Annotated in this window: 9 protein-coding genes and 1 tRNA gene; 7 read left to right on the top strand and 3 right to left on the bottom strand. The window is 67.7% G+C overall.

The annotated features are described in order from the left end of the window. Positions 1–17: 17 nt before the first annotated feature. The 5 genes from VJ655_RS03805 to VJ655_RS03785 all read left to right on the top strand — a co-directional run bounded on the left by VJ655_RS03805 (position 18) and on the right by VJ655_RS03785 (position 3,592). Positions 18–92, top strand: a tRNA-Lys gene (locus tag VJ655_RS03805). Between the two features lie 278 nt (positions 93–370). Further along, complete coding sequence (gene cysT, locus VJ655_RS03800) at positions 371–1,234, top strand: sulfate ABC transporter permease subunit CysT (protein ID WP_324098440.1); 864 nt, start codon at positions 371–373, stop codon at positions 1,232–1,234. Beyond that, the gene (gene cysW, locus VJ655_RS03795) at positions 1,234–2,094 is read left to right on the top strand and encodes a sulfate ABC transporter permease subunit CysW (RefSeq protein WP_324098431.1); all 861 of its coding nucleotides are present in this window, start codon (positions 1,234–1,236) and stop codon (positions 2,092–2,094) included. Before cysT ends, cysW begins: the two co-directional genes overlap by 1 nt. A gap of 16 nt (positions 2,095–2,110) precedes the next feature. Beyond that, a complete protein-coding gene (locus tag VJ655_RS03790) occupies positions 2,111–3,130 on the top strand; it encodes a sulfate/molybdate ABC transporter ATP-binding protein (RefSeq protein ID WP_324098429.1) in 1,020 nt (339 codons plus the stop codon). Between the two features lie 111 nt (positions 3,131–3,241). After that, positions 3,242–3,592, top strand: coding sequence for a PilZ domain-containing protein (locus VJ655_RS03785; protein ID WP_324098427.1), 351 nt, complete (start codon positions 3,242–3,244; stop codon positions 3,590–3,592). 2 nt (positions 3,593–3,594) lie between these two features. Here the strand turns inward: VJ655_RS03785 and VJ655_RS03780 are convergent, their stop codons facing one another. The 3 genes from VJ655_RS03780 to VJ655_RS03770 all read right to left on the bottom strand — a co-directional run bounded on the left by VJ655_RS03780 (position 3,595) and on the right by VJ655_RS03770 (position 7,148). Further along, a complete protein-coding gene (locus tag VJ655_RS03780) occupies positions 3,595–4,569 on the bottom strand; it encodes a transglutaminase family protein (protein ID WP_324098425.1) in 975 nt (324 codons plus the stop codon). 11 nt (positions 4,570–4,580) lie between these two features. Next, positions 4,581–5,528 carry an alpha-E domain-containing protein gene (locus VJ655_RS03775; protein ID WP_324098420.1) on the bottom strand — a complete coding sequence of 316 codons (948 nt, stop codon included), beginning with the start codon at positions 5,526–5,528 and terminating at the stop codon, positions 4,581–4,583. A 72-nt stretch (positions 5,529–5,600) separates the two neighbouring features. After that, positions 5,601–7,148, bottom strand: a complete 1,548-nt coding sequence (locus VJ655_RS03770; protein ID WP_414646931.1) for a circularly permuted type 2 ATP-grasp protein — start codon at positions 7,146–7,148, stop codon at positions 5,601–5,603. A gap of 258 nt (positions 7,149–7,406) precedes the next feature. Between VJ655_RS03770 and VJ655_RS03765 the strand changes: the two genes are divergently transcribed. Both VJ655_RS03765 and VJ655_RS03760 read left to right on the top strand, forming a co-directional pair. Then, a complete protein-coding gene (locus tag VJ655_RS03765) occupies positions 7,407–9,191 on the top strand; it encodes an autotransporter assembly complex family protein (RefSeq protein ID WP_324098438.1) in 1,785 nt (594 codons plus the stop codon). A gap of 23 nt (positions 9,192–9,214) precedes the next feature. Further along, positions 9,215–13,384 (top strand): translocation/assembly module TamB domain-containing protein, encoded by a 4,170-nt coding sequence (locus VJ655_RS03760; protein ID WP_324098434.1) that lies wholly within the window; start codon positions 9,215–9,217, stop codon positions 13,382–13,384. The last annotated feature ends 128 nt before the right edge of the window (positions 13,385–13,512 follow it).

Here is a 13,512-nt window from a genome sequence, read left to right as displayed (position 1 = left end):
CCCGCCGGATCGTGAGCGGGCCGGTAGCTCAGTGGTAGAGCATTCGACTTTTAATCGAATGGTCGTGAGTTCGAACCTCACCCGGCCTACCAAACTCAAACCTCTGATCTCTAAGAGGTTATCGGACGTTCTCCTCGTTCGGCATTGTCCAGACACGGCGCGGGATTGCTGCCCGCCGAGAGATGGCGCGAGGCGCTTCGACCAGTTTTTCTCCACCCGGCGCCGGCCTTTTCTCGTTTGCCCCATTGTCGTGGTAGAGATTTAAGCGGCTCAGTTTTCACGACGCCGCCGGGACCGATCGCGGGCTTGGCGCGTTCAGCCTTTGCCTAGAGCCATGTGGCGAGCCCGGACCCTGGACGACGATCAGACGATGACCGCCGACACCGCCGAGCGCCGGCCGCCGGCCAAGCGCCCGCTATTTCGCCGCCGTTCCGCCATTCCTGGCTTTGGCCTGACGATGGGCGTGACGCTGTCCGTGCTCTCGCTGATCGTCCTCATTCCGCTGTCGGCCGTCGTGCTGAAGGCCGCCCAGCAATCGCCCTCCGAATTCTTGGCCGTGGCGTTCTCGCAGCGCGCCATGGCGGCCTACCGCCTGACCTTCGGCGCGGCCTTCGTCGCGGCGGCGATCAACGGTGTATTCGGCGTCCTGACCGCCTGGGCCCTGGTCCGCTATGACTTTCCCGGCAAGACGATCGTCAACGCCCTGGTCGACCTGCCCTTCGCCTTGCCCACAGCGGTCGCCGGCATCGCCCTGGCGACGCTGTACGCGCCCAACGGCTGGGTCGGGCAGTTTCTGACGCCGCTGGGGATCAAGGCTGCCTACAACCCCGTTGGCGTGACCATCGCCCTGATTTTCATTGGCCTGCCGTTCGTGGTCCGCACCATCGAGCCAGTCCTGCGTGACGCCGCCGACGATGTCGAGGAAGCCGCCGCCAGCCTGGGCGCGAACCGGATCGACACCATCCTGCGGATTGTCTTGCCGGCGCTGGCGCCGGCCTGGCTGACCGGCTTCGCCCTGGCCTTCGCCAGAGGGGTGGGCGAGTACGGCTCGGTGATCTTCATCGCCGGCAACATGCCCTACAAGTCCGAGATCGCGCCGCTGTTGATCATCATTCAGCTGGAGCAGTTCGAATACGCTCGGGCGGCCACCATCGCCGTGGTCATGCTGGCCGTCTCGTTCACGATGCTGCTGGTCATCAACGCCATCCAGGCCTGGTCGCGGAGGTTTGCGTAATGGCCGTCGCCGCATCCGCCCACCGTCGCGCCACCGATGATCCGGCCTGGGCCAAGGTCCTGGTGGTCGGTGTGGTCCTGGCGTTCCTGGCGCTAGTCCTGGTCCTGCCCCTGGTGGCGGTATTCGCCGAGGCGTTGCGCAAAGGCTTGGGTCCCGCCCTGGACGCTATCGCCAATCCCGACGCCCTGGCGGCCGTGAAGCTGACCCTGATCACGGCGGCCATCGCCGTGCCGTTCAACGCGGTGTTCGGTCTTTGCGCGGCCTGGGCCATCGCCAAGCATGAGTTTCCAGGCAAGGCGTTCCTGATCACGCTGATCGACCTGCCGTTCTCCGTTTCGCCCGTCGTGGCCGGCTTGATCTATGTGCTGGTCTTCGGCCTTCAGGGCTGGATGGGCGAGTGGCTGCTGGACAACGACCTGAAGATCATCTTCGCCATTCCCGGCATCGTGCTGGCGACCATCTTCGTGACTTTCCCCTTCGTGGCGCGCGAGTTGATCCCCCTGATGCAGGAGCAGGGCGCCAGCGAAGAGGAAGCGGCTGTCTCGATGGGCGCTGGTGGCCTCTACACCTTCTGGCGGGTCACGGCCCCCAACGTCCGGTGGGGCCTGCTGTACGGCGTCCTGCTGTGCAACGCACGCGCCATGGGCGAGTTCGGGGCGGTGTCGGTGGTCAGCGGCCACATCCGCGGCCTGACCAACACCATGCCGCTGCACGTCGAGATCCTCTACAACGAGTACGACTTCGTGGGCGCCTTCGCGGTCGCGGCTCTGCTGTGCCTGTTGGCGGTGGTCACGCTGGTGCTGAAGACGGCGGTCGAAGTCGCCCAGCCCGACGTCCGAAGCGGGCGCGGCGGACATTGAACGGACTTACGACGAAATGACCATCTCCATCCGCTCCGTCGAGAAGAAGTTCGGCCGCTATCCGGCGCTGAACAAGGTCGACCTCGAGATCGCCGACGGCGAACTGTTGGCTCTGCTGGGGCCTTCGGGCTCGGGCAAGACGACGCTGCTGCGCACCATCGCCGGCCTGGAGTTTCCCGACGCGGGTCAGGTGCTGTTCGACGGTGAGGACGTGACCTACGCCTCGGCGGCGGCCCGTCGCGTGGGCTTCGTGTTCCAGCAGTACGCGCTGTTCAAGCACATGACCGTGGCCAAGAACATCGCGTTCGGCCTCGATGTCCGGAAGGGCAAGGAAAAGCCCTCCAAGACCGAGATCGCCAAGCGGGTCGAGGACCTGCTGAAGCTGGTCGAGTTGGAAGGCCTGGGCAAGCGCTACCCTTCGCAGCTCTCGGGCGGTCAGCGCCAGCGCGTGGCCCTGTCGCGCGCCCTTGCGGTGCAGCCTAGCGTGCTGCTGCTGGATGAGCCCTTCGGCGCGCTCGACGCCACGGTGCGCAAGTCCCTGCGCCGGGAGCTGCGTCGCGTCCATGACGCCACCGGCGTCACCACGATCTTCGTCACCCACGACCAGGAAGAGGCCCTGGAACTGGCCGACCGCGTGGCCATCCTCAACAAGGGGCAGATCGAGCAGATCGGCACGCCCGACCAGGTGCATGACCAACCCGCCTCGGCCTTCGTCTGCGGCTTCGTGGGTGAGGCCAACTGCTTCGAGGGCCAGGTCAGCGGCGGCCGGTTCAGCGCAGGCTCGCTGGGCCTGCCCGCCTCGGGCGTCCGCGACGGCGCGGCCACGGCCTATGTGCGGCCCCACGACTTCGTGCTCGACGACGGCGGCTTTACCGTCCGGGTCGATCGCGCTCACGTGCAGGGGGCGCTGACCGCCGTCAACGCCACCACGGCCGACGGCCGGCGCATCGAAATCAGCGCCTCGCGCGCCGAGGCCGTCCGGTTTCAGGGCGAGGTCAGGGTCGCAGCGCGCAAGGCGCACGTCTACGCCGCCTGACGAGCTCATTTTGCCGAACCCGTTCTGATGAAGGCGCCTCAAGCTTCGCACACGAAATTGCAACGGTTGCGGTAGATTCTCCGCCGACTCGGCAGGAGTTCTATAGGTCGCATGTCCATGGTCGAGCCTTCGGGCGCGGAGCGTCGTTCGCATCCTCGGATGCCGGCGGCGCGCAAAATCTACATCGTCGATGATCCGCGCTCGTGGAAGTGCTCGCTGCTGGACATCGCCGAGCGTGGCGCGCGTCTGTCGACGGCGGGCATAACGCCGCCGCCGGACCGTTTCATCTTCGTGGACGCTGGTGGGCGACGCGTGCATCTGGCCGAGGTCGTCTGGCGATCCGGCGCGGAGACGGGCGTTCAGTTTTTGGAGACCGACCGCATCGGTCCGCGCGCCGGCGGCGCCGCGGGCGCCCTGGATATCGCTCGGCGGTTCGCCGCCACCCTGTCGGTCGGTGACTGACGCTACTGCTGCTGCTGTTGCTGCTGGTGCAAGTCGTCGCGCTGGGCCGCCGTCCGCCTGCGACCGCCCGCGAAGCTGGGGCGGGCCATGCGCAGGAATTCCGGCTCGGCCACGGCCGCGCGGGCTCGCCGCACGGTGACCCCGACCGCCAACTGGCTTTCCGCGTTGCCCTTGTACACCCCGCGTGAGGGCGTGACGTCAGCGTAGTCGCGGCCGACGGCCACTGCCACGTGGCGCTCGCCGGCCATCATGTTGTTGGTCGGATCGAACCCCACCCAGCGCAGGCTGGGCAGGAAAACCTCGACCCAGGCGTGGGTCGCGTCGGGATCGGACCGGTCGCCCGCTTCGCGATCGGTGAAAAGATAGCCTGAGACATAGCGCGCCGGCACGCCCCAGCCGCGGCAGACCGCCAGCATGATATGGGCGAAATCCTGGCAGACGCCCCGGCCGGCGCTGAGCGCCAGGTCGATCGGGCTGTCGGCGTCGGTGACGCCCGGCTGATATTCGAACGCGCCGTAAATGGTCTCGGAGAGCTGCCGGATCGCCGTCAGGGGATCCTTGCGCTTCAGCGTGTCGAGGTCGTGTTCGTTTATGAAGGTCTGCAGTGCTTCAGTGGTGCGCGCGAAGCCGTGCGGCCGCAGGAAGTCGAAACACTCGCCACGGACGAATTCGCTGCGCATCCGGTCCCACTCGCCCATGTCCAGGTGCGCGGGCCGTTCCGGGGGAGGTTCGGTCTCCACGGCGGAGCGGGCGACGATGGTCAGCTTGTCGTGCGGCTGGGGCACGTCGAAGTGGTAGACGGCGTTGCCGAAACTGTCCGCGTAGGAAAACACCTGGGCGGCGGGCTCCAGGTCCAGCTCGAAGCTCACCAGGCGTTGGCGGGCGGATTTCTGAGGCTGCATCCACAGCTCCATCAGGCTTTCCCGCACGGGACGCTCGTAGTGGTACTGGGTGACGTGGCGAATTTCGAGCAGCACGGGAAAGACCTCTAAGCGGGCAGGCGCATTTCGAGCGGATAGGCCACGAACGTCTCGTAGATCGCTTCGTGGATCCGAGCGCACTCGTTGACGACGGTGGTCAGCAGCGGCCCGGCGCCGACGGCCTCCAGCTCATCGACATCGGCGTATTGCAGACGCGCCTTGAGGCGTCCGGCCAGGCGCTCGGGCGCGGCCCGCTCGCTGGCGGACACCCGCCGGGCCAGAGCGGTCAGGTGCTGTTCGATTTGGCTCGTGGCGAAGCGGATCGAGCGGGGGAAGTCCTCGTCGAACACCAGGAACTCCAGGATGTGCCGCGGCTCGATTTCGGCGGTGTACACCCGCAGGTAGGGCTCCAGAGCACAGGCCATGCGCAGCACGCTGACCAGGGCGACGTGATCGTCCAAGCGCCCGTGCCGCGGTGACTCGGCGAAGCACACCTCCAGCAGCCGGGAGACCAGCTGGGCGCGTTCCATGTAGATGCCCAGCATCATGAAGCGCCAGCTTTCGCCGTGGCTCATCGTGGTGTCAGCCGCGCCCTTGAACAGATGCAGGTCGGCGATCACGTCGTGCAGGAAGCTGGCGGAACTGTCGGAGAATTCCTCGGCCGCGCGCGTGTCGGTGACCTTCAGATAGAGCAGGTTCAGCCGCTCCCAGGTCTCGGTGGTGATCTGGTCGCGCACCTGGCGAGCGTTCTCGCGCGCCCGGGCCAGGGACGAGACCACCGAATTGGGATCCTGGCGGTCAAGCACCAGGGAGCGGGCGGCCTCGAAGGACGCGACGCCGGCGCCGTCGCCCGGCTCGCCGACGGCGGCCATGGCGATCCAGACCGCGTGGGCGCCCGCGTCGGTCTGGTCCAGCGTGGCGTTCAGCATTACGCTGGACAGGCGCGAAAGGTGCTCGGCCCGTTCTATGTATCGGCCCAGCCAGTAGAGGCTGTCGGCGACCCGAGCGAGCATCATGCGAGCGGCTCCTTCGCCTTAGAGAGCGCGAGCATCATGCGAGCGGCTCCTGTGTCTTGGAGAGCGCGAGCATCATGGACGGGCGCTTCCGTTTCCATTGGCGTGACCGTTGGCGTGGCCATTTTCCTCGGCCAGAACCCACGTGTCCTTCGAACCGCCGCCCTGGCTGGAGTTGACGACCAGCGAGCCGCGCTTCAGCGCCACCCGCGTCAGAGCCCCGGGCGTGACGACGGTCTTTTCGCCAGACAGGATGAAGGGACGCAGGTCGACGTGGCGCGGCTCGATGCGACCGTCGACCAGGCAGGGGGCGGTCGACAGCTGGATGGTCGGCTGGGCGATGTAGTTGTCCGGATCGGCCTTGATCGCCTCGGCGAAGGCGTCTCGCTCCTTCTGGCTGGCGTGGGGACCGACCAGCATGCCGTAGCCGCCCGATGCGCCGACGGCCTTGACCACGAACTTGTCGAGATTGGCCAGGACGTGGCTCAGCTGGCGGGGTTCGCGGCAGAGATAGGTCTCGATGTTGGGCAGGATGGCGTCCTCGCCCAGGTAGTAGCGGATGATGTCGGGAACATAGGCGTAGACGGCCTTGTCGTCGGCGACGCCGGTGCCGGGCGCGTTGCAGATGACCACGTTGCCGGCCCGATAGGCGTTGAACAACCCGGCCGCGCCGAGCGAAGAGTCCCGCCGGAAGGTGAGGGGGTCGATAAAGTCGTCGTCTACGCGGCGGTAGATCACGTCCACGCGGCGGATGCCGGTCGTGGTGCGCATGTAGACCATGTTCTCGTGCACCACGAGGTCACGGCCCTCGACCAGTGGCACGCCCATCAGCCGGGCGAGGTAAGCGTGCTCGTAATAGGCGCTGTTGTAAACGCCCGGCGTCAACACCACGACTTGCGGATCGGAGCGCCAGTCGGCGGTCATGCTCTTGAGCGTGGCCAGCAGCAGATCGGGATAGCGCTCGACCGGGCGCACCCCGGCGGCGCGATAGGTGCCCGGAAAGGTGCGTTTTGCCGCGTCGCGATTGGCCAGCATGTAAGACACGCCCGATGGGACGCGCAGGTTGTCCTCCAGCACGGCGAACTCGCCGTTCTGCTGGCGGATCAGGTCGCTGCCGCAGACATTGGCGTAGGCCTTGTGCGGCACGTAGAGGTGCTGCATCTCCCGCCGGTACGAAGGAGCGCCCAGCACCAGCTCACGCGGCACGACGCCGTCCATCAGGATCTGCTGGTCGCCGTAGATGTCGTCCAGGAACAGGTTCAGCGCGCGCAGGCGCTGGGTCAGCCCGGCTTCGATCTGGGCCCATTCGACGGCCGGAATGATACGGGGGAACAAATCCGTCGGGATAATGCGCTCGGTGGTGTTCTCGGCTCCGTAGACGGTGAAGGTGATGCCCTGCAGCAGGAAAGATCGCTCCAGCGTGCGCTGGCGATCCGCCAGTTCCTCCGCGCCCAGGGTCGACATGCGCGCGTGCAGGGGATCGTAATGCGTCCGGACTTCGCCGTCGGGCGTGAACATCTCGTCGTAGGCGACGCCAGGAAGATAGGCGGCCTCCATCATCGGCAGCGGCGGAGCGTCCGCCAAGATTTGGGTCATGCCCGCCGCGCTCTTTTCCAAGCCCATCTTCCGCCTTGAGACCGTCTTCTGTCTTGGGCGCGGGGCCGAAGCGCCCGCGTCCAACAGACTCTAGAGCGTCGAGACACCCAAGCGCGAGGGATTCGACCGCCGCTGCGCAGATGCGCACGGCTGCCTGCCATTTGGGCGCCTTTCGCCTTCTTTGAGAAGCGTCGCTCGCGGTCGATCCGTTGCATTTCCGATCGTGACATGGGCGCTACCCGAGACTACAGCAGGGACGGGGGCGCATCGCGCGGGGAACAAGATCTGGTGCTTGGGCGGACTTCCCTGGCCTTGACGACGGTGACTTGGCTCATGGCTTCGGTCGCCTGGGCCGACGAACCAATGGCCCAGATCCAGGGCGTCGAGGACAAGGCCCTTCGGGAGGCCATCCAAAGGGCGCTGACCCAGTCCAAACACGCCGCCCAGAGCCGCGCCGAGGCGCGACGGCGGGCCCGGCAGGCTGGCGAGGACGCCATCGCCGTGCTCCGCGCCGAAGGCTACTACGCCTATACCGTCGAGCCCGACGTTCTCGATGGCGAGCCTCCGCGTGGGGTGGTCAAGATCACGCCAGGCCCGGTTTTCGTCATCGCCGACCCCAAGATCGACTGGTCGGGAACGCCGCCCGACGAGGGCACGCGCCAGCGGGCCGCGACGTCCATGCGTCTGACCGTCGGCGAGCCGGGCCGGTCCGCCGATGTGGTGGGCGCCGAAGGGCGGATCGTCGCCCAGGTCGCCAAGCTGGGCTACGCCGACGCGGCGGCCGAGCCGCGCGAGGTGATCGTCGACCATGCCGACCACACCGTACGTCCCTCCTTCAAGATCGTCGCTGGGGAGCTGGTCCACCTGAACGGCGTCCAGGTGGTCACCAAGGGGCGCACCAATCCCGCCTGGGTGGCGCGTCTGGCGCCCTGGGTAGTCGGGGACGTCTACGATCCCGAGGACGTCGCCGAACTGGAGCGCAGGCTTCGCGACACCAGTGTCTATGATTCGATCTCTGTCTCGCTGGCCGGACCCGACAAGGCCTCCGCCGAGGGCTTCCGCCCCGTCGTGGTCACCTTGGCGGACCGTCGCGCGAGGACCTTGGAACTGAGCGCGGGCTATTCCACGAGCGAAGGCGCGGGCGTCGACGCCAAGTGGATCCGCTACAACCGCTTCAAGCGCGCCGACACCACCACCTATGCGCTTCGCTTCGCCAAGCTCGAACAGAGCGTCGGCGCCGAGATTTCTCTGCCGCACTGGCGCCGGCCGCAGCAGACCTTGAAGCTGCGCAGCTCGATCTTCCGCAACGACACCGACGCCTACAACGAAACCGGGGCCACGGTCGGCGTGGACCTGACCAAGCGTCGGCAGACGACCGCCTACCGGACCTTCGGTGTGTCTCTGGATCTGTCGCAGACCAAGGAACAGGTCAGTCAAAATGGCCTGGTGGCGGGCCGCAAGCTCAACCTGGCCACGGTGGCGGGTCTGGCCGCCTACGCCTGGGACTTCTCGGACAACATCCTCGATCCGAAGCGCGGTTGGCGCCTGGAGGCCCGGGGCGAGCCGACCTATGTGCTGGGCGACACCTCTCTGCCGTATCTGAAGCTGACCTCCCAAGGTTCGGCCTATATCCCGTTCGGCAAGGGGGCGAGCACCGTGCTGGCGGGGCGCCTGAAGCTGGGCGCGATCGTCGGGGGCGGCATTCCCGAGGTCCCCGCGGCGCGGCGCTTCTACGCCGGCGGCGGTGGTTCGGTGCGGGGCTACGCCTACCAGGCGATCGGCCCGCGTCTCTCCGACAATACGCCCCAGGGCGGCGTTTCGCTGGTCGAGACCTCGTTCGAGATTCGCCAGAAGATCACCCAGCGCTGGAGCGGCGTCGCCTTCGTCGACGCAGGCGCGATCGGCACGCATGAGACGCCTCAGCGCGAGGATTTCCGCGCGGGCGCCGGCTTTGGCATACGGTACGACCTTGGCTTCGGACCCATCCGCGCGGACTTCGCCGTACCGCTCGGGCGTCGTTCGGGCGATCCGGCGTTCCAGATTTATCTCAGCATCGGGCAAAGCTTTTGAGCGGCGAACAGGACAAGCCTGACCTGACGGAGACGGTCGTCCAGGTCGCCGAGGCGGCGGGCGAGACCGCCGTCAAGGCCGCCAAGAAGATCGGCTGGGGCGGCGCGCTCCTGATCGCCTCGGCCATACTCGCCGCGATCCTGATTGTCATGGCCGGCGGCCTGCGCTTCGCGCCGATCACGCCGCAGGGGCGGATGTTCCTGGAGGCGCGGGCGTCGGGCCTGAAGCTTGGACGCATCGGCAAACTGCACGTCGAGGGCCTGTCGGGGGACATCTGGAAGGACTTCGGTGTCCGCCGCCTGACCATTTCCGACGAAAAGGGCGTGTGGCTGGAAGCTCATGACGTGCGTGTGGCCTGGCGCGCCACCGAGCTGTTCGGCCGGCGCTTTCACGCGGAGAGGATCGACGCGCGCGATGTGGTCGTCCTGCGCCGTCCGACCATGGGGCCGAAGGGCAAGTCGAGCGCCGCGCCCGTGTCGGTGGACCTCGACGCCTTCGCCTTTCGCTTGATCACCCGCCCGGCCTTCAGCGGCAAGGACGGGGATTTCGATGTCGCGGGGGAATACGAAATGGCCCGTCGCGGCGGGCAGAAGGGCAAGGCGGCGGTCGCGTCTCGCCTGCACGTCGGTGATCACCTCAATCTCGATTTCGACCTGGGGCGCTCCAAGACCTTGCATCTGGTCGCCGACGCCACCGAAGCTGGTGGCGGCGCCATTGCGGGCGCGCTGGGCCTGCCGGCCGATCGCCCGTTCGACCTGAAGGCCAAGGCGGATGGCACGACCAGCCGGGCCGCGTTCACGGTCCGGGCCCGGTCGGGCGCCGACACGCCGCTTGACGCCAGCGGCGCCTGGACGCCCGAGGGCGGATCCGCGCGCGGGCGGCTCGACCTGGGGGCTTCGCGCCTGACCCAGCGCCTTGAGCGAATGTTCGGCCCAAGGGCGGACTTCGTTATCGATGGAAAGAAGGCGACGAAAGACGGACTCTCGGCTCTGACATTGGATGTTCAGGCCGAGAACCTGTCGCTGCAGGCGCATGGCCTGGCCGACCTGGCCAAGCGCCGCACGGGACCTGACGGTCTGGCGTTCACCGCGCGCATCGGCGCCCTGAAGCGGATCGTCTCGATCCCGCAGATGGGGCAGGGATTGGCGGATGGCGTCTTCCGGCTCGAAACGGGCGGCTTCTCGGTCGAGGGAAACGCCGATGTCGCCGACCTGGAACTGCTGGGCTACCACCTGAAGCGGGCCAAGGGCCCGGCCTTGGTGCGGTGGGCCAAGGGCGAGCTTGAGATCAAGGCGCAGGCGACCTCGTCGGGCGGCGGCGGGACGGGGCTGTTGGCGGTGCTCGGCGCAAGTCCGAAGGCGACGTTCGAAGGCGCGCGGATCAAGGGCGGGCGTTTCCTGATCCGCTCGGCCCGCATTGACGCGCCGAACCTGATCGTCACCGGCCAGGGCGAGCGAGGCGTGTTGGGCGGCCTGTCTTTCGACGGCGAGATGAAGGTGGCCAGCCTTGGCCCGGTCCGACAGGGCGCGAGGGGTTCGGTCGCGGCCAAGTGGTCCGCCTCCAGTTTCGCGGGGCGTCCATGGGCCTTCACCGTCGATGGGCGCGCGGCCAACTTCGCGACCGGCTACGCGGAGATCGACCGTCTTCTGGGCGCGACGCCCCGGCTGAACGGCAAGGCCAGCTGGAACGAGGGCGTCTTGACCGTCGCCGACGCCCGGCTCGAAGGCGCGGCCGCCAGCGTCAAGACGGAGGGCAAGCTCGGCAAGGGCCTCTCGCTCGACTTCGGGCTGGACTGGACCGCGACGGGACCGTTCCGCGCCGGACCGGTCGAGATCGCCGGCAAGGCCAGTGGTGAGGGCAAGGTCGGCGGCGTGCTGTCGGCGCCGCGCGCGGACCTGACCGCCGACTTCGACTCGATCGATCTGCCCAGACTGCCTCTGACCAAGGCGCATTTGGCCCTGACCTTCGCGCGTGGAGCCAACGCCACGGATGGCGTGGCCGCCCTTCAGGGGCAGAGCGCCTATGGCGTCGCGCGCGGCCGAACAGCTTTCCGGTTCTCGCCCGGCGGGATCGAACTGAGCGCGCTGGACGTCGACGCGGGCGGGGCCAAGGCGCAAGGCGCGGTGTCGCTTCGCAACGGCCTGCCAGCGACGGCCGATCTGACCTTGGCGATCGGGCCGGGCGCTTTCCTGCCGCAGGGGCAGGTCAAGGGCACGGCGCGGCTGGTCGACGCGCCCGGCGGTGGAGCGACGACGGCCACCTTCGACCTGACGGCGCAGGATGTGGCCAGCGGCGGCTGGAAGGTGCGCTCGGCGCGGATCAAGGCCGATGGGCCGCTTTCGCGCCTGCCGCTGTCGATCGATGCGCGGGGCGACGCGCCCGGTGGCCGCTGGCGCCTGGGCGGTTCCGGCGAGCTGGCCCAGACGGGGCGGGTCTACGACCTTACCCTGAACGCTTCCGGCCGTATGGGACGCACGGAGATCAAGACCAACGAGGCCGCCAGGATCCGCTTCGGTGACGGTCCGACCCAAGCCCGCCTGCGTCTGGCGATCGACAAGGGACGCGCCGACCTCGACGCCGACCTTGGCGGCGCGACCGCCATGCTCAAGGCCGAATTGACCGGCGTCACCCTGACCGCCTTCGATCCCGATCTGGACGGCGACATCGACGGCTCCTTCAATCTGCGGGGGCAAGGCGAGACGCTGGGCGGCGACTTCACGATGCGCCTGTCCAACGCGCGTGAGCGGGGCGCCAAGATCGAGCAATCGCTGGACGCCAAGATCCATGGCGACCTGACCGACAGCCAATTGACCATCGTCGCCGACGGCGACAATCGCCAAGGCCTCAAGGCGGAGGCCAATCTGGTCCTGCCGGTCGAGGCCTCGGCCAGGCCGCTGCGGCTGATGATCAACAAGAAGCGCGGCGTACAGGGCCAGTTCTCGGCCAAGGGTGAGCTCAAGCCGCTGTGGGATCTGCTGATGGGCCCCGAACGCTCGCTGTCGGGCCGGATTAATCTGCAGGCCAGTCTTGGCGGCACCTTGGCTGATCCGCGTCTGCTGGGGCAGGCCACCCTGGACGACGGTGGGTTCGAGGACGGCCAGAGCGGTCTGCGTCTGCGCAAGGTCACCCTGCGCTCGGCCCTGGCCGACAACGCCATCGATGTCAGCCAGGCCATCGGCGAGGACGGGCAGGGCGGTTCGGTCTCGGGCGCGGGACGGATCAGCCTGGCGCGGGACGGCGTCGGCAGCTTCAAGCTGGACCTGAAGAGCTTCCGTCTGATCGACAACGACCTGGCCTCGGCCGTGGCGACAGGCTCAGCGACGGTCAACCGCTCCGCCGATGGCAAGATCAAGCTGGCCGGCGCGGTGACCATCGACCGCGCCGATGTCTCGGCCCAGAGCAAGACGCCCGCCGGTGTGGTGGCGATGGACGTGATCGAGCGAAATCGACCGCAGGACCTGGATCAGGGGCTGCAGCGGCGGCCCACGACCGGCGGCATGATCCTGGACCTTGATCTGAAGGCGCCGCGCCGCGTCTTCGTGCGAGGCAGGGGCCTGGACGTCGAGCTGTCTCTGGACGCCCATGTGGGCGGCACCTCGCTGGCCCCGGCGTTGAGCGGCGTCGCGCGGGTCGTCCGGGGCGAGTACGATTTCGCGGGCAAGCGGTTCGAATTCGACGACGACGGCACGGTCTATCTGGCCAGCCAGCTCGACCGGATCCGCCTGGATCTTTCGGCGACGCGCGAGGACACGTCCCTGACCGCCGTGGTCAGGATCAAGGGAACCGCGGCTAAGCCGGAGATCACTCTCACCTCCAAGCCCGAACTGCCCAGCGACGAGGTGCTGAGCCAAGTGCTGTTCGGCTCTTCGGCCGCCCAGCTGTCGCCGATCGAAGCCGCCCAACTGGCCTCGGCCCTAGCCTCTCTGGCTGGCGGCGGCGGCTTCGATGTGATCGGCAACCTGCGCAGCTTCGCGCGTCTCGACCGCCTGGCCTTCGCCGAAAGCGCCACGGGGATGACGGTGTCCGGCGGCAAGTACGTGACCGACGACGTCTATCTGGAGATCATCGGCGGCGGCCGCGAGGGGCCCGCGGCGCAGGTCGAATGGCGGGTTCGGCGGACTCTGTCGCTCGTATCGCGGATCGGCGGACAGAATGACGCCAAGCTTTCCGTCCGCTGGAGAAAGGACTACTGAAGGCGGCGTATTCAGGGACTTGCCCGGCGTTTCGGACTCGGTTCGAAATAGGCGAGCTCCAGCAAGGCTGTTGCGTGGGCTCCCGGTTACCTCGTTGGAGGTGAGCACGATTTGCCCGCGGCCCTTGG

Source organism: Caulobacter sp., from assembly GCF_035254145.1.
GTDB lineage: Bacteria > Pseudomonadota > Alphaproteobacteria > Caulobacterales > Caulobacteraceae > Caulobacter.
This window is presented reverse-complemented; position numbering and strand designations above follow the sequence as displayed.